The organism is Microbacterium azadirachtae (genome assembly GCF_025583665.1).
Classification (GTDB): domain Bacteria; phylum Actinomycetota; class Actinomycetes; order Actinomycetales; family Microbacteriaceae; genus Microbacterium; species Microbacterium azadirachtae.
Genome location: NZ_CP099706.1, coordinates 2,342,653 through 2,362,232, shown reverse-complemented (window position 1 = coordinate 2,362,232; position 19,580 = coordinate 2,342,653). Strand labels below are relative to the sequence as shown.

The window sequence follows — 19,580 nt, the reverse complement described above, 5'->3', positions numbered from 1 at the left end:
AGGCGACGCATGACCGACACGCCCTAGGCTGTCAGGGTGTCGACACTCAGTGATCTCGCCCAGGCCCAGGGCTGCCTCGACGACGAAGACGTCGAATGGCTGCACCGTCTCGCCGGGGACGGCCAGCTCCTGGCCGATCTCGCCTCCGCGGACATCGTGATCTGGATCGCCAGTGCCGACGGATCGTTCATCGCGGTCGCCCACACGCGCCCGAGCGGGGCGGCCACGCTGTTCTACCGCGACATCGTGGGGGAGCGGGTGCGGCCGCAGTGGCGCACCCAGGTGCAGGGCGCGTTCGACACGGCCGAGATCGTCGACTCCGCCAACCCGGACTGGTTCGAGGAGACCCCGACCAGGGTCAGGGCCGTGCCGATCGTCCGAGCCCGCAGGAACGGCGGCGACAGCGAGCGGTCCCGTCCGATCGGGGTGCTCACCCGGCACACCAATCTCGGTGAGGCGCGCACGCCGTCCCGGCAGCAGATCACGTTCAACGAGGCCGCCGACGACCTGTTCAGCATGATCTCCGTGGGCGAGTTCCCCGATCTCTCCGCCCCGACGTCGCCGCGGCGCGGCGCCCCGCGCGCCTCGGACGGACTCATCCGCATCGACGTCGACGGCGTCGTGACGTTCGCGAGCCCGAATGCGCTGAGCGCCTTCAACCGCATGGGCTTCGACGAGGAGCTCGAGGGGGAGTCGCTCGTCGAGGTGACCACGCGCATCGTCCCGCCGTCACGGCAGGTCGACGAGTCGCTGCCCGTCGTCGTGACCGGTCGTGCGCCCTGGCGCACCGACGTGGAGGCGCGGGGGGTGACGGTGTCGCTGCGCGCGATCCCTCTCAAGGACCACGGCACCCGGATCGGCGCGATCGTGCTGTGCCGCGACGTGTCCGAGCTGCGGCATCAGGAGCAGGAGCTCATCACCAAGGACGCGACGATCCGCGAGATCCACCACCGCGTGAAGAACAACCTGCAGACGGTCGCATCCCTGCTGCGGATCCAGGCCCGGCGCACGCACTCCGAGGAGGCGCGCGATGCGCTCACCCAGGCCATGCGCCGGGTGGAGTCGATCGCCGTCGTGCACGACACGCTCGCCGGAGGGCTGGCGCAGAAGGTCGACTTCGACGAGGTCTTCGCCCGTGTGCTCAAGCTCGTCGCCGAGGTGGCCTCGGCTCCCAACACGCGGGCGCGCACCCAGTCGACCGGACGGTTCGGCGTGCTTCCGAGCGAGTACGCGACGCCGCTGGCGCTGGCGCTGACCGAGGTGGTCACGAACGCGGTCGAGCACGGCCTGGCGGGCCAGGAGGGGCTCGTCACGATCGAGGCGCAGCGCACCGACGAGAATCTGAGGGTGATCGTGCGCGACACCGGCCACGGGCTGCCCGAGGGCCGGATCGGTCAGGGGCTCGGCACGCAGATCATCCGCACCCTGATCCAGGGTGAGCTCGGAGGAACCATCGTCTGGGAGGGCTCGGACGGCGAAGGGACGACCGTCACGATCGACATCCCGATGCGGTGGGTGAACGGCTGAGTCGGCACGTTCCCGGTCCGCTCTGCGGACCTTCGGCGTGCCGACTCGATGTCTGCGCGAGAGAAGTGCGGCCGGTCAGCCGGCGCGACGGGCGCGCGCGGCGCGGCGCTTGAGGGCGCGGCGCTCGTCCTCGCTGAGTCCGCCCCACACGCCCGAGTCCTGGCTGGACTCGAGGGCGTACTGCAGGCAGACCTCGGTGACGGTGCAGCGGGCGCACACGGCCTTCGCCTTCTCGATCTGATCGACGGCCGGACCGGTGTTCCCGACGGGGAAGAACAGCTCGGGGTCGACGGTGAGGCAGGCGGCCTTGTCGCGCCAATCCATGGGGGCTCCTCAGTGTGGAAATATCGTGGGCGCGCGACGTTCGCGTGCCCTGAGTTCGTAGGCGGCGTTCGGGGGCCGACGCCCATCGGTGATGCGAGCGGATGCTCGCCCCACGCCGCTGTGGGAGCACATGGCTGTCATCTATTCTCTTACATGAAAGGCGAACGATCAAGGTTTTTCTGGACCGGGAGTGAACGGACGGAGAACCGCGCGCGAACCGCCTCGCCCTCGAGACCCTCCAGGAGACCAACCATGCGCCCGTCGAGTCTGACCATCGCGGCGGCGGCGCTGCTCGCCCTGGAGGCGGTCGCGCTGCTCGTGATCACCCTCATCGAGGTGTTCGGCCTCAGCTCGGGGGACGCGGCGTCCCTGCCGTCCGCGCTCGGCCTCATCGGGCTCAGCGTCGTCGGCACCGCCGGGCTCGCCGTGCTCGCCGTCGCCGTGCTGCGGGGCCGGTCGTTCGGTCGCAGCGGTGGCATGGTGGCGCAGATCCTGGCCATCGCGGTGGCGCTCAGCGCGATCGGCGTGCGCCCGTTCCCCGCCGTGTTCGTGCTGTCGCTGCTGATCCCCGCCGTGCTCGGCGTCGTGATGCTGTTCGTGCTGACGCGACGCGCGGGGGCCGAGGCGCGCCGGCACGCCGACGACGACGCCGGCGCCGGACAGGACTGAGGCGGACCGCCGGCGCCTCAGGCCGTCAGACCGACCAGCTTGCGGATCCTGGCCACGTGCCCCGTGGCCTTGACGTTGTACAGCGCGTGCTCCACGACCCCGTCCTCGTCGATGACGAAGGTCGAGCGGATCACGCCCTGGATCACCTTGCCGTAGTTCTTCTTCTCGCCCCAGACGCCGTAGGCGTGGTGCACGGCGAGATCGGCGTCGCTGAGCAGCGGGAACGAGAGCCCGTCGCGCTCGGCGAACTGCTTCAGCTTCGCCACGTCGTCGCGGGAGACGCCCAGAACCGCATACCCGGCTCCCTGCAGCGAGGCCAGGCTGTCGCGGAAGTCGCAGGCCTCGGTCGTGCAGCCCGGGGTCATCGCCGCCGGGTAGAAGTAGAGGATGACCTTCCGCCCGCGCAGGTCGTGCAGGGAGACGGACGCGCCGTCCTGATCCTGGAGGGTGAAGTCGGGGGCGGTGTTGCCGGGTTCGAGGCGCTGTGCAGTCACCCCTCCAGGCTACCGGTCGGCGGGGGAACGGATCCGGTCAGCGCTTGTCGGCGAAGGTCGCCAGCAGCCGCTGCAGGGACTCCAGGCGCGCCAGGCCCGCATCCCCGAGGGCGCCGTCCGCGGCGGCTTCGTTGAGCGCGCAGTCCTCGGCGTCGGGGAGGTGCGTGCAGCCGCGCGGGCAGTTCTCCGCGATCGCGGCGAGCTCGGTGAACGCGGCCAGGATGTTCTGCGGGTCCACGTGGCCGAGGCCGAAGGAGCGCACACCAGGGGTGTCGATGACCCATCCGGAGCCGAGCGGGGCGCCGGGTGCGAGCGCGGGCGCCACATAGCGCAGCGACACCGTGGACGAGGAGGTGTGCCGGCCGCGTCCCGTCACCTCGTTCACGTGGCCGGTCGCGCGTCCCGCCCCGGGCACCAAGGCGTTGACGAGCGTGGACTTGCCGACGCCGGAGTGCCCCACGAAGACCGTGGAGTGCCCGATGAGCGCCGCGCCGATCTCGTCGACCGGCATCTCGCCCTGTGCGCTCGTGAACACCTGCAGGTCGAGTCCGTCGAAGTGCGTGAGGAACTCGGAAGGATCCGCCAGGTCCGTCTTGGTGACCACGAGCAGCGGTCGGATCCCGGCGTCCAGCGCGGCCACCAGGTAGCGGTCGACCAGGCGCTCACGCGGCTCCGGATCCGCGGCCGCCACCACGATGAGCATCTGATCGGCGTTGGCGACGATGACGCGCTCCACCTGATCGGTGTCGTCGGCGCTGCGGCGCAGCAGCGAGGAGCGCTCCAGGATCCCGACGATCCGCCCCAGGGTGCCGTCCTCGCCGGTGACGTCGCCCACCACGCGCGCCGCGTCGCCGGTGACGATCGGGGTGCGGCGGAGCTCCCGCGCCCTGGCGGCGGTGATCGTGCGCTCGTCGTCGGCGCCCTCGCCGAGCAGCACTGCATAGCGTCCGCGGTCGACGCCCAGCACGCGCCCGATCTCCGCATCGGTGTGCGCCGGGCGGCGCTTGGTGCGGGGCCGGTTCGCCTTCGGGTTGGGACGCATCCGGATCTGCGACTCGTCGAAGTCGTCGAGGTCGTCGTCGCCGTCGTCGTCCAGCCAGCTCACGCCGTCTCGCTCCCTGGGGTGCGGCTCGCCAGCAGGCGCTCCCAGAGCTGCGTGAACTCGGGGAGCGTCTTCGCGGTGGTGCCGATCTCGTCGATCTCGACACCCGGCACGCGCAGGCCGATGAGCGCCCCCGTCGTCGCCATCCGGTGGTCGTGGTGTGCGGGCCAGGTGCCTCCGTGCAGATCGGCCGGCACGATCCTGATGCCGTCCTCGAGCTCCTCCGCCTCGCCGCCCAGCGCGCGCAGGTTTCCGGCGAGCGCGGCGATGCGGTCGGTCTCGTGCAGGCGGATGTGCCCGATCCCCGTGATCCTCGTCGGCGCTTCGGCCAGCGCCGCGAGTCCGACGACGGTCGGTGCGAGCTCGCCGACGGGGGACAGGTCGAACTCGCCGCCGCGGATGCGGCCGGTGCCGCGCACGGTGAGCACGTCGCCCGCGCGGTGCACCTCTGCGCCGAGGGCGCCCAGCAGCTCGGGAAGCAGGGCGCCCGGCTGCGTGGAGCGGGTCGGCCAGCCGGCGATCGACACCTCGCCGCCCAGGACGAGGGCTGCGGCGAGGAACGGCGCCGCGTTGGACAGGTCGGGCTCGATCGCGGTCTCGCGGGCCCGCGGCACGCCGGCCTCGACCATCCACTCGCCCGGACCGGGCCGCGTGACCTTGATCCCGCGGCGCGTCAGGGTCTCCACGGTCATGTCGATGTGCGGCATGCTGGGCAGTCGCTCGCCGGTGTGCACGAGGTGCAGGCCCACGTCGAAGCGCGGGGCGGCGAGCAGCAGCCCCGAGACGAACTGGCTCGACGCGGACGCGTCGATCTCCACCCGGCCGCCGCGGATGTGGCCCCGTCCGCGGATGGTGAACGGCAGCGACCAGCTGCCGTGGTCCTCGACATCCACGCCGAGATCGCGCAGCGCGTGGATCATGGCGCCCATCGGCCGGTGCAGGGCGGTCTCGTGCGCCGTGAGCAGGACGTCTCCGTCGGCCAGGCCCGCGAGGGGGGCGATGAAGCGCATGACGGTGCCGGCCTGACCGCAGTCGACGGTGCCGCCACCGGTCAGCCGCCCCGGGGTGATCCTCAGGTCGGGCCCGAAGTCGCCGGTCCCGTCCTGTTCCTCCACGCCGATGCCGAGCGCGCGCAGGGCGTCGATCATGCGGGCGGAGTCGTCGGAGTGCAGGGGCGCGGTGACGAGCCCCGGGCCGTCGGCGATCGCCGCGAGGAGGAGCTCGCGATTCGTGAGCGATTTGGATCCGGGGACGCGCAGCCGCGCGCTCAGGGGGCCTGCGGCATGCGGTGCGATCCAGCGGCCGCGCGGCGCGGGGGAATACGTCGAAGCGCTCATCGGTTCCTACCCTACTGAAGGCCTCCGATCGGAGACCGCGGGAAGACGGAGAAGGACGGGCTCATGCTGGCGACGCTCGAGCGGGTGCCCCGTGAAGTCGACGGCCTAGACTGGCTGGCGATGAACGATCAGGCACCGCTGGACGCGCAGCCGGACGCGGACTCGTCCGCGCGCCGGGAATTCGAGGAGCAGGCGATCCCCTTCATGGATCAGCTCTACGCCGCCGCCATGCGCATGACACGCAATCCGTCCGACGCCGCGGACCTCGTGCAGGAGACCTTCGTGAAGGCGTTCGCCTCGTGGTCGAGCTTCACTCAGGGCACCAACCTGAAGGCGTGGCTCTACCGGATCCTGACGAACACCTACATCAACATCTATCGCAAGCGGCAGCGCGAGCCCTACCAGGGCACGATCGACGAGCTCGAGGACTGGCAGCTCGGCGGCGCCGAGTCGACCACGGCCTCGCACAGCCGCTCGGCCGAGGCCGAGGCGATCGACCGCATGCCCGCCTCCGTCGTCAAGGAGGCCCTGCAGGCGGTTCCGGAGGATTTCCGGCTGGCCGTGTACCTCGCCGACGTCGAGGGCTTCGCCTACCAGGAGATCGCCGACATCATGAAGACCCCCATCGGCACCGTCATGAGCCGCCTGCACCGCGGGCGCCGTATGCTGCGGGAGCTGCTGGCGGACTACGCCGCGGAGCGAGGCATCGCCGCGGCCGGCACGAGGAGCACGAAATGACGGACTGCGGATGCGCCAAGGCGCGGCAGGACCTGGAGGAGTACCTCCGCAACGAGATGTGCAAGACGGAGCACTCCGACATCCGCGAGCATCTCGAGAACTGCGCCTCGTGCGCGGAGGAGGCGCTGGTCGCCACCACGCTGACCGAGGTCGTCTCGCGGGCGTGCAAGGAGACCGCCCCCGAGGAGCTGCGCGATCAGGTGCTGGCGCGTCTGCGCGCCGTCCAGGCCGCGGTGCACTGACGCACCGGGCCGTCGCGCGCGGCCGTCACGGTGTTGGACGCCGTGGTTAGGCTGGGGGCATGGCAGCCATCGACGCCCGTGACGTCCCCGCCGACCCGGTCTCGGAGGAGCGTCTGAGCGCCTCCGGCCTGGAGTACCGCGTCGTGGACATGTCGGATCCCGGTCAGCGGCGCGGCTTCGCCCGCGCGGACGCACGGGGGTTCCTGGACAAGGAGCCGGACGACGAGACGATCCGCCTGATGGGCGAGATGATGAGCGAACGCCGCAACCTGGGCGTGTACGCGCCCGGCGCGGACATGCCCGTCGCGACCGTCGACTCCTGGGTGACGCCGATGACCGTGCCCGGAGCATCCGGGGCGAGCATCGACCTGTGGGCGATCAGCGCGGTCACCGTGGCGGCGACGCATCGGCGGCGCGGCATCGCGCGCAACCTCCTGGAGGGCGAGTTGCGCGCGGCGGCGTCGGCGGGTGTGCCCGTGGCAGGGCTCACCGCGACCGAGGCGACGATCTACGGACGCTACGGCTTCGGTCCCGCCGTCCCCGTCTCGAAGCTGCGGGTCGATGCGCGGCGCGCGGGCGGCATCTCCCTGCCGGCGGCCGACGACGTCACCGTCGAGTACATCGAGCCGGAGGACCTGATCGCGGCGCTCGACGAGGTGCACGAGCGCGCCCGTCTCGACCGCGTCGGCGATGTGCCGGGTTGGCCGCTGCGCTGGCGCCGGATGGCGGGGCTCGTGCCGGGCGACGACCGCGCGCGTCACGTGCGCGGAGTGCGCGCCGTCGACGCCGACGGTGTCACGCGGGGCGTGCTCGCCTACACGCTCGACGAGCGGAACGACGAGTTCGCCGCCGATCTCGCGATCCGCCACCTCGATGCCGAGACCCCCGAGGCTCTGCGCGCCCTCTGGGCGTTCGCGGTCAACCACGATCTCGTGCGCGACGTGCACGCCGATCTCCGGCCGGTCGACGATCCGCTGCCGTGGCTGGTCGCGAACCAGCGCGCCGTGCAGAACACCGTGCACGACCACGGCTGGCTGCGCATCCTGGACGTGCCGGCCGCCCTCGCCGCACGGACATACCGCGCGCCCCTCGAGCTCGTGCTGCGCGTGTCCGACCCGCTCGGGCTCGCGGACGGCTCCTGGCGTCTGCGGATCGGATCGGACGGGCGGGCCATCGTCGAGGTGACGACCGACGCGCCGGATCTCGTGCTCGGCGTGGACGCCCTGTCCTCGCTGTATCTGGGCGGAGTGAGCGCCACGACGCTCCGCGCGGCCGGCCGGATCTCCGCGTCCGCTGAGGTCGCCGCGGCCGTCCAGGACGCCTTCGCGTGCGCCGTCGCGCCCGCGCTCACCATCTGGTACTGAATGTCCGTGCCCGTCGCTAGCGTGAGGGCATGACCGCACTGCGTCCCGCCGAGGGATCCGACGACGCCGATCGCGGCCTTCTCCGGCCGGGTGGGCTGGGGCTCGCGCAGGGCATCGCGCTCTATCTCGCGTCCGTGCTGGGCACGGGCCTGCTGGTGCTTCCCGGGCTGGCCGCGAAGACGGCGGGGCCCGCCAGCCTGGTCGCGGTCGGGGTGATCACCGTGCTCGCCGTGCCGCTGGCCGGCGCCTTCGCGGCGCTCGCCGCCCGCCACCCCGACCCGGGCGGCGTCGCCAGCTACGCGCGCACGGCGCTCGGGCCCACGGCCGCCCGCGCCACCGGCTACTGGTTCCTCTTCGGCGTCGCGGCCGGGGGACCGGTCGTCGCCATCCTCGGCGCCCGCTACATCGCGACGGTCGTCGGCGTCGACCGGTCGGGGATCCCCTGGCTCGCTCTCGGCTTCCTCGTAGTGCCCTTCGTCGCGAACCTGTTCGGGGTGCGGTTGACCGGCTGGCTCCAGCTCGTGCTCACCGGTCTGCTGCTCGCGATCGTCGTCGTGGTCGTCGCGGTCTCGGCGCCCGCCGTGCGCCCGGAGAGCTTCACGCCGTTCCTCCCGCACGGCTGGGGCGGGGTGGGGACGGCGATCGTCATGTTCGTGTGGGCGTTCGCGGGCTGGGAGGTCGGCACGCACATCTCCGGCGAGTTCGCGCGTCCCCGGCGCACCATCCCGCTCGCGACCGCGATCACGTTGGTGCTCGCCGGCGGGTGCTATCTCGCGCTGCAGGTCGTGACGGTTGGCGCGCTCGGAGAGCGCGCCGGGCAGGGCGACGTGGTGCTGCTGGACCTCGCGGAGGCGGGCGGGGTGCGCGCGGCGCCCGCGCTCATCGGCGTGGTGTCGGCCGTCGTGGCCCTCGGCGTGCTCAACGTGTATCTCGCGGCGTTCGGCAAGCTGGGCGCCTCGCTCGCCTCCAACGGCGACCTGCCGCGCTGGTTCGCGAGGGGAGCGGAGTCCGGCGCCGTCCCGCGGCGTGCGCTGATGCTGTCGATGGCGCTGGTGCTCGGGTACTTCGCGGTCGCCGTGGCCACGGGCTTCGAGCTGCAGCCGTTCATCCTCATCCACACGGCGAGCATGGTGGCCGTGTACACGATCGGCATGATCGCGGCCATCCGGATCCTGCCCCGGCGCACGGCCGGCTGGTGGATGGCGGTCATCGCATCGGTGTGCACGATCGGACTGCTGCTCCTGGCGGGCATCGCGCTCGTGGTCCCGGCCGTCGTCGCTGTCATCGCCGTCGGCGTGACGCTGGTGCGACGCGGGCGGGAACGACGACGCGGTGCCCCGGAGAACCGGGACACCGCGTCGGTGGTGTGAGCGGGACCGCTCAGAGGGTCAGCGCCCGGGAGAGCAGATCCGCCTGCTCCGCGGCGTGCACCTTGGAGGATCCCGTCGACGGCGCCGCCGACGCCGGGCGGGTGATCGGACGCACGACCCGCGGTCCCGGCACGGTCTGGAAGTGCAGGGCGAGGAACGGCCAGGCGCCCTGGTTCTCCGGCTCCTCCTGCACCCACACGATCTCGGCGTTGGGGTAGGTGTCGGCGATCGACTTGAGCGTGCGCAGCGGCACGGGGTAGAGCTGCTCGACCCGCACCAGGGCGATCTCCGGGTTCGGGTTCTTCTCCAGCTCGGCGACCAGATCCCAGTGCACCTTGCCCGAGTGGAAGAGGACGCGCTTGACGGCGTTGCGGTCCAGCTCGCGGCTGTCGTCGATCACCGTCTCGAACCGGCCCTGCGTGAAGTCCTCCACCGGGCTGGTCGCACCGCGCAGACGCAGCATGGCCTTCGGGGTGAAGACGATGAGCGGCTTGCGCGGCTTCGCATACGCCTGCCGGCGCAGCAGGTGGAAGTAGCTCGCCGGGGTGGACGGCCGTGCGACGGTCATGTTGTCCTGCGCGCACAGCTGCAGGAAGCGCTCCATGCGCGCCGACGAGTGGTCGGGTCCCTGGCCTTCGTAGCCGTGCGGCAGCAGCAGCACGACGCTCGACTGCTGGCCCCACTTCTGCTCGGCCGCCGAGATGTACTCGTCGATGACCGACTGGGCGCCGTTGACGAAGTCGCCGAACTGCGCCTCCCAGAGCACGAGCGCCTCGGGGCGCTCCACCGAGTAGCCGTACTCGAAGCCCAGAGCCGCGTACTCGCTGAGCAGCGAGTCGTACACGAAGAACCGGGCCTGGTTGTCGGAGAGGTTCGCCAGCGGCAGCCACTCCTGGCCGTTCGCGCGGTCGTGCAGGACGGCGTGGCGCTGCACGAACGTGCCGCGGCGCGAGTCCTGGCCGGCGAGGCGCACCGGGGTGCCCTCCACGAGCAGCGATCCGAAGGCGAGCAGCTCGCCGAAGCCCCAGTCGATGCCGCCGTTGCGGCTCATGTCGACGCGCTTGTCCATCGCCTGCTGCAGCTTCGGGTGCACGGTGAAGCCCTCGGGCTTGTTCGCGTGGGCGTCGCCGATGAGGTGCACGACCTCGAGCGGCACGCCGGTGACCTCGGGGGTGCCGATCTGCTCATCGACCGGCGGGAGGTCGGGGGCGATCGGCGTCGCGCCGGTCTCGGCCGCGTGGGTCTCGGCGAAGGCGATCTCCAGGCGGTTCTGGAAGTCGGCCTTGGCCTGGTCGTACTCCTCCTGGGTGATGTCACCGCGGCCGACGAGGGCCTCGGTGTAGAGGCTGCGCACCGAGCGCTTGGCCTGGATCAGGTCGGTCATCAGCGGCTGCGTCATCGACGGGTCGTCGCCCTCGTTGTGCCCGCGGCGGCGGTAGCAGACCAGATCGATCACGATGTCGCGGTGGAACCGCTCGCGGTACTCGAAGGCGAGCTGTGCGACGTGCACGACGGCCTCAGGGTCGTCGCCGTTCACGTGCAGCACGGGGGCCTGGATCGTCTTGGCGACGTCGGTGGCGTACACCGAGGTGCGCGAGTCGTTCGGCAGGGTCGTGAATCCGACCTGGTTGTTGACGACCACGTGCACGGTGCCGCCGGTGCGGTAGCCGCGCAGCTGCGACATCTGCAGGGTCTCGACGACGACGCCCTGGCCGGCGAAGGCCGCGTCGCCGTGCACGAGGATGGGCAGCCAGGTGAAGGTGCCGATCGGCTTGCGGTCCTGCTTGGCGCGCGCGATGCCCTCGAGCACGCCGTCCACGGTCTCCAGGTGCGACGGGTTCGCGGCGAGGAGGATCGGCAGCTCGGCGCCGTCGTCGGCGACGAAGGTGCCCTCCTTGCCCAGGTGGTACTTGACGTCGCCGGAGCCGCGCTGGTTGCCCGGGAGGGTGGATCCCTCGAACTCGCGGAACACCTGTCCGTACGTCTTGCCCGCGATGTTCGCGAGGACGTTGAGGCGGCCGCGGTGCGCCATGCCGATCGCGGCGCCGTCCAGGCCCGCGCCGGCCGCACCCTGCAGGATCTCGTCCAGCAGCGGCACGAGCGACTCCGCGCCCTCGAGCGAGAAGCGCTTCTGGCCGACGTACTTCGTCTGCAGGAACGTCTCGAAGGCCTCGGCCTCGTTGAGCTTGCTGAGCACGCGCAGCTGCTCGTCGTGGCCGGGCTTGACGTACTTGACCTCGACCTTGTCCTGGAACCAGCGGCGCTGCTCCGGATCCTGGATGTGCATGTACTCGATGCCGATCGTGCGGCAGTACGAGTCGCGGAGCACCCCGAGGATCTCGCGCAGCTTGAGCTGGCGGTGCCCGCCGAAGCCGTTCGTGACGAACTCGCGGTCGAGGTCCCAGAAGGTCAGCCCGTGCGTCTCGATCTCGAGGTCGGGGTGCGTGCGCTGCACGTACTCGAGCGGGTCGATGTCGGCCATCAGGTGGCCGCGCACGCGGTAGGAGTTGATGAGCTCCTGCACGCGGGCGGTCTTGTCGATACGCTCGGCCAGGTCGACCGCGATGTCCTTGTTCCAGCGGATCGGCGCGTAGGGGATCCGCAGCGCGCGGAAGATGCTCTCGTAGAAGCCGCGTTCGCCGATCAGCAGCTCGTGCACCTTCTTGAGGAACTCGCCGGATCCGGCGCCCTGGATCACGCGGTGATCGTAGGTGCTGGTGAGCGTGATGGTCTTGCCGATGCCGAGCACGTCGAGCGTCTTCTGGCTCGAGCCCTGGAACTCGGCCGGGTACTCGAGCGCGCCGGCGCCGATGATGCAGCCCTGCCCCTTCATCAGGCGGGGGACCGAGTGCACGGTGCCGATGCCGCCGGGGTTGGTGAGGGAGAGCGTGGTGCCCTGGAAGTCGGCGGCCGTCAGCTTGTTGCCGCGGGCGCGGGTGACCAGGTCCTCGTACGCGGAGAGGTACTCGCTGAAGGTCAGCGTCTCGGCGCGCTTGATGGACGGGACGAGCAGGGCGCGGGTGCCGTCGGGCTTGGGGATGTCGATCGCGATGCCGAGGTTGACGTGCGCGGGGGCGACGACGCTGGGCTTGCCGTCGACCTCGGCGTAGTAGACGTTCTGGCTCGGGAACTCCTTGATCGCCTGGATCAGCGCCCAGCCGATGAGGTGGGTGAAGCTCACCTTGCCGCCGCGGGTGCGGGACATATGGTTGTTGATGACGATGCGGTTGTCGATCATCAGCTTGGCGGGGACCGTGCGCACGCTCGTCGCGGTCGGGACGGTCAGCGACTCGTCCATGTTCGCTGCGAGGGTCTTGGGCATGCCGCGCAGCGGCGTCACGACGTCCTCGTGCTGCTCGGCGCCGGCCTCGCCCGTCGCGCGGTCCTGCGCCTGGGCGGGGATCGGCGCCTGACGCGCCGGCTTGGTCGTGGTGCGGGCGACCGGCTGCTGGCCGATCACCGGGATGGGCGCCGTCACCGGATGCGCGGCGGGCGCCGCGGCAGGCGCCGCCGAATCGGGCATGGCCGGAGCAGCGGGGGCGGCAGCGGGAGCGTCGGACGGACGGTAGTTCTCGAGAACCGGCCACCACTCCTTGTCGACGGAGTTGCGATCGACCTTGAACTGCTCGTACAGCTCGTCGACGAGCCAGGAATTGGCCCCGAACTCTCCATCTCCAGAAGTCCCGACGCCGGTCACCTGGCTCGACACGCTCGATCGCCCTCTTTCATCGCTGAATCGGTGGGATCCGTCCCCGGTGGTCTCCGGGTATGGCCACTCATCCGGGTGTCAAGCCTAACCTGTCGAGGGCGCATCGCGGGCCCCTTGCACGCTGTTGCGGCGGGTCGGATCCGGACTGGTCCGCGCACCGGCTCCGTGGGGGATCCGGCGTGCGCCCCCGTCGGGCGGCCCGGGGCACGTCACGGGGACGCGGAGCGACGGGACGGCTACCCTGAGACCATGCAGTTCTCCGGCGAGCTCCCCATGGTCGACCTCACCTATTCCGACGTGTTCCTGGTGCCGCGCCGGTCGGATGTGACGAGCCGGCTGCAGGTGGATCTGGCCCCGCAGGACGGCACCCCCGCGACCATCCCGCTGGTGTCCTCGAACATGAACTCGGTGACCGGCCCCCGGCTCGCGGCGACGCTGGCCCGCCGCGGGGGGATCGGCGTGCTGCCCCAGGACATGCCGCTGCAGGATCTGGACGAGGCGATCCGCTGGGTCAAGCGTCAGCCCGTCGCCTGGGACACGCCGATCGTGCTGTCGCCGCTCGCGACCGTCGAGGACGCGCTGCGCCTGATGCCCGCCTCCGAGGGGCACGGGATCGTCGTCGCCGACGCGCCGAGCGGCCGGGACGGGCTCCATGTCGACGCGATCCATGGCGTGCTGCCCGCGTCGCGCCTCGCGACCGCCCTGCGCGACGCGCAGCTGGGCGACCTCACGCGCGCCGACTCGCCGTCCCTCGACGCCGAGGACGTGTCCGATCCGCGGGCGGCATTCGACGCGATCACGGCGGTCGAGGCCGAGATGGTCACGGTGCTGCAGCACGGGCACCTGGTCGGCACGCAGACCGCCCGCGGCGCGCTGCGCTCCACCCTGTATCGCCCCGCGGTCGACGCCTCGGGGCGGCTGGCCGTCGCCGCGGCCGTGGGGATCAACGGCGACGTCGCGGCGAAGGCGAAGGCCCTCGCGGCCGCCGGCGTGGACGTGCTCGTGGTCGACACCGCGCACGGCCACCAGGAGGGCATGCTGCGGGCGCTGCGCACCGTCGCCGCGCTCGACCTCGGCATCCCGATCGTCGCGGGCAACATCGTCACCGCGGACGGTGTGCGCGACCTCGTCGAGGCAGGCGCATCGATCCTCAAGGTCGGCGTCGGGCCCGGCGCGATGTGCACCACCCGGATGATGACCGCGGTCGGGCGCCCGCAGTTCTCCGCCGTCCTGGAGACGGCGCAGGCCGCGGCCGAGCTCGGCGCGCACGTCTGGGCCGACGGTGGAGTGCGCTACCCGCGCGACGTCGCGCTCGCCCTCGCGGCGGGAGCCGCCTCGGTGATGATCGGATCCTGGTTCGCCGGCACGATCGAGGCGCCGGGCGAGCTGCAGACCGATCCCGACGGGCGCATCTACAAGGAGTCCTGGGGCATGGCCTCGACCAAGGCCGTGCAGGCGCGCTTCGGCCGTCTCGACGCCTACGAGCGCGCGCGCAAGGATCTCTTCGCCGAAGGGATCTCGTCGTCGCGGATCTACCTGGATCCGCTGCGCCCCGGCGTCGAGGACCTGGTCGACATGATCACCTCGGGCGTGCGGTCGTCGTTCACGTATGCGGGCGCCTCTTCCGTCCCGCAGTTCCACGAGCGCGCGCTCGTCGGGCTGCAGTCCGCCGCGGGCTACGAAGAGGGCAAGGCACTGCCGGTCAGCTGGTGAGCGCGTCGGGCGGCAGCTCGGTCGCGCTGCAGTTTGCCGCTCGCGTTGCGATCTCCTGAGTCGGGAGCGCTCGCGCTGTCAAAAGCTGTTCACGCGGCTCAGATGTTCGCAGCATCATCAGGTTTCCGCAGCGCGGGCGGCAGGGTCCAGGGCCGTCCGGGATAGGAGGAGGATCCTCCACAGCTGTGCTCCGAGTGGAGTTGCGTACCCTTCGTGCGGGAGTCGTCCTGGGGGAGCGAACCGCGTGTCACGGTAGCCGGATGAGAGCCGAGACCGAGCATCCGATCGTCGTCCATCGACGGCGCGAACAGCACGGCCCCGTCGACGACCGCAGACTTCGGCGGCTCGTCCGCGAGGGACAGCAGGTGCGGATCGTCGCAGGCAGTTACGCGTCCGCTTCGGGGTGGCGCGATCTCACACCCCGGCAGCGGCACCTCGTGCGCGTCCTCGAAGTCGCGGATCGGGCCCGCGCGCCGCTCGTCTTCACCCATTCCGCCGCGGCGGCGTGCTGGGGTGTCGAGAGGATCGCCGCGTGGCCTCCACAGGTCGAGGTGAGGATCCCGACAGCCTCGGGCGGACGATCGTCGGGCGCGATCCGCCGGCGTGCGCTGGGCTATGGCGGTGTGGACCTCGTTCCGTGGAGAGGGCACCTGATCACTTCGCCCGCACAGACCGTGATCGATCTCGCCGCCGAGGCGGGGTTCGTCGACGGCGTGATCGCCCTCGACCAGGCTCGCTGGGCGCGGAGGCGAGGCGGGCGGCTGGCGACTCTCGAGCAGATCCGCATGACGCTCGCGGGACAGCGGCGCGAGCGCAGCGGCGTGCGCCGTGCCGTCGAGTTCTCGACGCAGCTCTCGGACTCGGTGCGCGAGTCGCAGAGCAGAGTGCTCATCGATCTCCTCGGATTCCCGGCACCCGTTCTCCAGAAGGAGTTCGCGCTGCCTGGCTTCGGGACCGCACGCGCGGACTTCTGGTTCGAGGAGCGCGATCAGGTCGGGGAGTTCGACGGAACCGGGAAGTATCTGGATCCGGTGCTCCTCGGCGGTCGTTCGCCCGAGCAGGCCCTTCTCGCCGAGAAAGACCGCGGCGACGCGCTTCGTCGACAGGTGCGCACGCTGTCGCGATGGCGCACACCCGCACTGAGGGATCCACGGCTGCTCTACGACATCCTCACCGCCGATGGCCTCCCCTCGCGCCTGTCGCGCCCCCGGAGCGGTGCGCAATGGTGAGTGCGACACGCGTTACCGGCTGCGCTGTCGAAAGCCGTGGGCGCTGCTCGGATGTTCGCAGCGTCGTCAGGTTTCGGCAGCGGATCGGATCCGGGTCGGGTTCGTGCAGAACTGCGCGGACGGGCGCGTGGCGGCACGGAGCGATCGCTCAGCTTCGTCGCCGCCGGGTGCCAGTAGAATCGAGCGCACCATGGACGACCCTCCCTCGTGTAGTACATCGCCCCACTGCCCGTTCTCCGCTCCGGCGGAGGTGACACCGTGATGGATTACATCTGGTTGGGCGTGGGGCTCCTGCTGATCGTGGGGACGGGACTGTTCGTCGCCAGCGAGTTCGCCCTGGTCAACCTCGACCGCGCCGATCTGGAGGCGCGCCGGGACCGCGGCGAGAGCCGGCTGGGCATGACCATCGCGGCGCTCAAGATCACCTCCACGCATCTGTCCTCGGCGCAGCTCGGGATCACCCTCACGACGCTGCTCACCGGATTCACGATGGAGCCGGCGCTGTCGAACCTGCTGCGTCCTGTGCTGAGCGGGTGGGGGATCCCCGAGCCCGTCATCGTGACGATCGCCGTGATCGTCGCCATGACGGTCGCCACGATGCTGTCGATGATCCTCGGCGAGCTCGTCCCCAAGAACTTCGCGATGGCGCTGCCCGTCGCGACCGCCAAGGTGGTCATCCCCTTCCAGACCGTCTTCACGATGGTGTTCCGTCCGGTGGTCGTCCTGCTCAACGGCAGCGCGAACGCCGTGCTGCGGGCGATGGGGATCGAGCCGAAGGAGGAGCTCAGCGGAGCTCGCTCGGCCGAGGAGCTCAGCTCTCTCGTGCGGCGGTCGGCGAGCGCCGGCGTGCTCGAGGAGGACACCGCGACGCTGCTGGACCGCAGCCTCGGATTCGCCCGCCTCACCGCGGGGGATGTGATGACCCCGCGCCCCAGCATGCACGCGATCGCCGCGGCGGACTCCGCCGACGACGTGATCGGCCTCGCCCGGCGCACCGGCCACAGCCGCTTCCCGGTCTACGACGAGGACCTCGACGACATCACCGGCGTGGTGCACCTCAAGGCCGCCGTGTCGGTGCCGCGCGAGCGGCGCACCGACGTGCCCGTCGGCGCGCTGTCGTCCGAGCCGCTGCGCGTGCCGGAGACGGTGCACCTGGACGCTCTCGTGGCGGAGCTGCGCGGAGGCGGGTACCAGCTCGCGATCGTCGTGGACGAGTACGGCGGCACCGCCGGCATCGTCACCCTCGAGGATCTCGTCGAGGAGATCGTCGGCGAGGTGTCCGACGAGCACGACCGCAGCAGGGCCGGCGTGGTCAGGGGCCGCGACGGGATCACCTTCCCCGCGGAGCTGCGCCCGGACGAGCTGCGCGCCAGCACCGGGATCGAGGTGCCGGAGGGCGACGTCTACGACACCGTCGGCGGCTACGTCATGAGCGTGCTGGAGCGCCTGCCCAAGGCGGGCGACGAGGTGCCGGTGCCGGGAGGCCTGCTGCACGTCGTGCGCATGCAGGGCCGCCGCGTGGACCGGATCCGCTTCACCGCGGCGCCGGCGACCGAGGAAGGGGGCGAGCGATGAGCGACTGGGCCGGAATCGCATGGCTGTTCGTGCTGCTCGCCTTCAACGCGTTCTTCGTGGCCGCGGAGTTCGCCGTGATCTCCGCACGGCGCTCGCAGATCGAGCCGCTCGCCGAGCGCGGATCCCGCTCCGCGCGCACCGCGCTGTACGCGATGGAGCACGCGACGCTCATGCTCGCCACCTCGCAGCTCGGGATCACGGTGTGCTCGCTGCTGATCCTGAACGTCTCGGAGCCGGCGATGCACCATCTGCTCGCCGCGCCGCTGGGCGCGATCGGGCTCGCCGAGGGCGCCGTGGACGCGATCGCATTCGTCATCACCCTGGTGATCGTCTCGTTCCTGCACGTCGTGTTCGGCGAGATGGTGCCGAAGAACCTCGCGTTCTCGGTGCCGGATCGCGCGGTGCTGATCCTGGCGACGCCGCTCGTCTGGATCTCGAAGATCTTCTTCCCGGTCATCCGGGCGCTCAACGCCACGGCGAACGGCGTTGTGCGCCTGTTCCGGGTGGAGCCGAAGGACGAGGCCGCCTCGACGTTCACGCTCGAGGAGGTCGCGACGATCGTCGACCAGTCCCGCCGCGAGGGAGTGCTGGACGACTCCGCCGGAACCGTCAGCGCGGTGGTGGAGTTCACCGATAAGGACGCGCGCGACGTGGCGGTGCCGCTCTCGGACCTGGTCACCCTCCCGTTCGGCGCGACGCCGGACGACGTGGAGCGCGCGGTCGCCAAGCACGGGTTCTCGCGCTACGTGATCGTGGACGCCGAGGGCCTGCCGCTCGGCTACGTGCACCTCAAGGACGTGATCCGCTCGGCCGAGGGGCCGGAGGCCGCCGCCCGCGCCGGTCACCCGATCCCCCCGAAGCGCATCCACCAGATGGTGCCGATGCAGGAGGACACGGATCTGGAGGACGCGCTGGCGATCATGCGCCGCGCGGGACGTCACCTGGCGCAGGTGCGCGACGCGGCCGGCCGCACCACCGCGATCCTGTTCCTGGAGGACATCATCGAGGAGCTGGTCGGCGAGGTGCGCGACATCACCCGGCGCGGCTTCGGGCGCTGATCCGGCGCCGGCGACCAGTGCCTCAGCGCCAGCGGGCGCGGAGGTACTGGTCGGGCCAGGCCACGTCGTCGCCCAGCTCGTGCGCGGCCCGCAGGCCGAAGTGCGGGTCGCGCAGCCACTCCCGCCCGGCGAAGATCGCGTCCGCGTCGCCCTTCGCGAGCACAGCCTCGGCCTGCGCGCCGTCGGTGAGCAGGCCCACCGCGGAGGAGGGGATGCGGCCGCCCTGGCGCACGGCGGCCGCGAGCGGCACCTGGTAGCCCGGGTGCACGTCGATGCGCTGATGCGCGACCAGGCCGCCGCTGGAGACGTCGATGAGGTCGGCGCCGTCGGCCATGACCCATTCGCCGACCTGGGCCGCCTCCTCCGGGGTGAATCCGCCGGGCGCGTGGTCGGTCGCCGAGATGCGCACGAACACCGGCACCGCGTCTCCGGCCACCCGGCGCACGGCCTCCGTGACCTCCCGCAGCAGCCGGGCGCGGTTCTCCAGCGACCCGCCGTATTCGTCGTCGCGGCGGTTGCTGAGGGGGGAGAGGAACTGGTGCAGCAGGTAGCCGTGCGCCCCGTGGATCTCCAGCACGTCGAAGCCCGCATCCAGGGCGCGGCGGGCGGCGTCGGCGAAGCCCTCGATCACGGCGGAGATGCCGTCGGCGTCGAGGGCCGCAGGCTCGGCGAAGCCGTCGAACGCGATGGCGGAGGGCGCCACCGTGGGCCATCCGCCCTGATCCTCCGGGACGGATCCGTTCTCGGCCGCCCACGGCCACCACGTCGACGCCTTGCGACCGGCGTGCGCGAGCTGCACGCCGAGGTGCGCGCCGCGGGCGTGCACCGCGTCCACGATCGGCGCCCAGGCGTCGCGCTGCGCGTCGTTCCACAGACCGGTGTCCCGCGGGCTGATCCGTCCCTCCGGGAGCACCGCGGTGGCCTCGGCGACGATGAGACCCGCGCCGCCGGAAGCGAACTGCGCGAGGTGCGTGTGATGCCACTCCTGCGGCACACCGTCGACGGCGCTGTACATGCACATGGGCGACACCCACAGGCGGTTCGGCAGAGTGAGGGAACGGAGGGTCAGCGGGGAGAACAGAAGGCTCACGGGACGACGCTACCCGCCGTGACGGGGCTGCGGGCGCGC

General features: G+C 71.4%; 16 protein-coding genes. 10 read left to right on the top strand and 6 right to left on the bottom strand.

Features of this window, described 5'->3' with window-relative positions:
• The first annotated feature begins 36 nt into the window (after nucleotides 1-36).
• Nucleotides 37-1,527: a sensor histidine kinase gene (locus tag NFX31_RS11265; protein WP_262955755.1), complete on the top strand. Its 1,491-nt coding sequence runs from the start codon at nucleotides 37-39 to the stop codon at nucleotides 1,525-1,527.
• 75 nt (nucleotides 1,528-1,602) lie between these two features.
• On the opposite strand, the gene NFX31_RS11260 is transcribed toward NFX31_RS11265, so the two are convergent.
• On the bottom strand, nucleotides 1,603-1,851 hold the full coding sequence (locus NFX31_RS11260) for a WhiB family transcriptional regulator (protein ID WP_045249333.1): 249 nt from the start codon (nucleotides 1,849-1,851) through the stop codon (nucleotides 1,603-1,605).
• A 252-nt stretch (nucleotides 1,852-2,103) separates the two neighbouring features.
• On the opposite strand from NFX31_RS11260, the gene NFX31_RS11255 reads away from it, so the two are divergent.
• Nucleotides 2,104-2,520 carry a hypothetical protein gene (locus NFX31_RS11255; protein ID WP_175491347.1) on the top strand — a complete coding sequence of 139 codons (417 nt, stop codon included), beginning with the start codon at nucleotides 2,104-2,106 and terminating at the stop codon, nucleotides 2,518-2,520.
• Between the two features lie 17 nt (nucleotides 2,521-2,537).
• Here NFX31_RS11255 and bcp read toward each other — a convergent pair whose 3' ends face one another.
• The 3 genes from bcp to aroA are packed head-to-tail and all read right to left on the bottom strand — an operon-like array spanning nucleotide 2,538 to nucleotide 5,453.
• Nucleotides 2,538-3,014, bottom strand: a complete 477-nt coding sequence (bcp, locus tag NFX31_RS11250; protein ID WP_045249331.1) for a thioredoxin-dependent thiol peroxidase — start codon at nucleotides 3,012-3,014, stop codon at nucleotides 2,538-2,540.
• A 37-nt stretch (nucleotides 3,015-3,051) separates the two neighbouring features.
• Nucleotides 3,052-4,119, bottom strand: coding sequence for a ribosome small subunit-dependent GTPase A (rsgA, locus tag NFX31_RS11245; RefSeq protein WP_262955754.1), 1,068 nt, complete (start codon nucleotides 4,117-4,119; stop codon nucleotides 3,052-3,054).
• A complete protein-coding gene (gene aroA, locus NFX31_RS11240; RefSeq protein ID WP_045249329.1) occupies nucleotides 4,116-5,453 on the bottom strand; it encodes a 3-phosphoshikimate 1-carboxyvinyltransferase in 1,338 nt (445 codons plus the stop codon). The genes rsgA and aroA overlap by 4 nt, the downstream gene beginning before the upstream one ends.
• A 63-nt stretch (nucleotides 5,454-5,516) precedes the next feature.
• Between aroA and NFX31_RS11235 the strand changes: the two genes are divergently transcribed.
• From NFX31_RS11235 to NFX31_RS11220, 4 genes are read left to right on the top strand one after another with little or no spacing between them, the layout of a single operon-like run.
• On the top strand, nucleotides 5,517-6,191 hold the full coding sequence (locus tag NFX31_RS11235; protein ID WP_091481944.1) for a sigma-70 family RNA polymerase sigma factor: 675 nt from the start codon (nucleotides 5,517-5,519) through the stop codon (nucleotides 6,189-6,191).
• Nucleotides 6,188-6,433 carry a zf-HC2 domain-containing protein gene (locus tag NFX31_RS11230; RefSeq protein ID WP_045249328.1) on the top strand — a complete coding sequence of 82 codons (246 nt, stop codon included), beginning with the start codon at nucleotides 6,188-6,190 and terminating at the stop codon, nucleotides 6,431-6,433. Before NFX31_RS11235 ends, NFX31_RS11230 begins: the two co-directional genes overlap by 4 nt.
• A gap of 59 nt (nucleotides 6,434-6,492) precedes the next feature.
• Nucleotides 6,493-7,797 carry a GNAT family N-acetyltransferase gene (locus NFX31_RS11225; protein ID WP_262955752.1) on the top strand — a complete coding sequence of 435 codons (1,305 nt, stop codon included), beginning with the start codon at nucleotides 6,493-6,495 and terminating at the stop codon, nucleotides 7,795-7,797.
• A 29-nt stretch (nucleotides 7,798-7,826) separates the two neighbouring features.
• Complete coding sequence (locus NFX31_RS11220; protein ID WP_262955750.1) at nucleotides 7,827-9,167, top strand: APC family permease; 1,341 nt, start codon at nucleotides 7,827-7,829, stop codon at nucleotides 9,165-9,167.
• A gap of 10 nt (nucleotides 9,168-9,177) precedes the next feature.
• Here the strand turns inward: NFX31_RS11220 and NFX31_RS11215 are convergent, their stop codons facing one another.
• Nucleotides 9,178-12,876, bottom strand: coding sequence for a multifunctional oxoglutarate decarboxylase/oxoglutarate dehydrogenase thiamine pyrophosphate-binding subunit/dihydrolipoyllysine-residue succinyltransferase subunit (locus NFX31_RS11215; protein WP_262955749.1), 3,699 nt, complete (start codon nucleotides 12,874-12,876; stop codon nucleotides 9,178-9,180).
• Nucleotides 12,877-13,125: 249 nt separating this feature from the next.
• Here NFX31_RS11215 and guaB1 point away from each other — a divergent pair, with 249 nt between their 5' ends.
• From guaB1 to NFX31_RS11195, 4 genes are all read left to right on the top strand, one after another.
• Nucleotides 13,126-14,589: a GMP reductase gene (guaB1, locus tag NFX31_RS11210; protein WP_262955747.1), complete on the top strand. Its 1,464-nt coding sequence runs from the start codon at nucleotides 13,126-13,128 to the stop codon at nucleotides 14,587-14,589.
• Between the two features lie 260 nt (nucleotides 14,590-14,849).
• Complete coding sequence (locus NFX31_RS11205) at nucleotides 14,850-15,818, top strand: hypothetical protein (RefSeq protein WP_262955746.1); 969 nt, start codon at nucleotides 14,850-14,852, stop codon at nucleotides 15,816-15,818.
• 261 nt (nucleotides 15,819-16,079) lie between these two features.
• On the top strand, nucleotides 16,080-17,393 hold the full coding sequence (locus NFX31_RS11200) for a hemolysin family protein (protein WP_091481928.1): 1,314 nt from the start codon (nucleotides 16,080-16,082) through the stop codon (nucleotides 17,391-17,393).
• The gene (locus NFX31_RS11195) at nucleotides 17,390-18,451 is read left to right on the top strand and encodes a hemolysin family protein (protein ID WP_091481924.1); all 1,062 of its coding nucleotides are present in this window, start codon (nucleotides 17,390-17,392) and stop codon (nucleotides 18,449-18,451) included. The genes NFX31_RS11200 and NFX31_RS11195 overlap by 4 nt, the downstream gene beginning before the upstream one ends.
• A 22-nt stretch (nucleotides 18,452-18,473) precedes the next feature.
• Here the strand turns inward: NFX31_RS11195 and NFX31_RS11190 are convergent, their stop codons facing one another.
• Nucleotides 18,474-19,541: an NADH:flavin oxidoreductase/NADH oxidase gene (locus NFX31_RS11190; protein WP_045249322.1), complete on the bottom strand. Its 1,068-nt coding sequence runs from the start codon at nucleotides 19,539-19,541 to the stop codon at nucleotides 18,474-18,476.
• Nucleotides 19,542-19,580 lie beyond the last annotated feature (39 nt).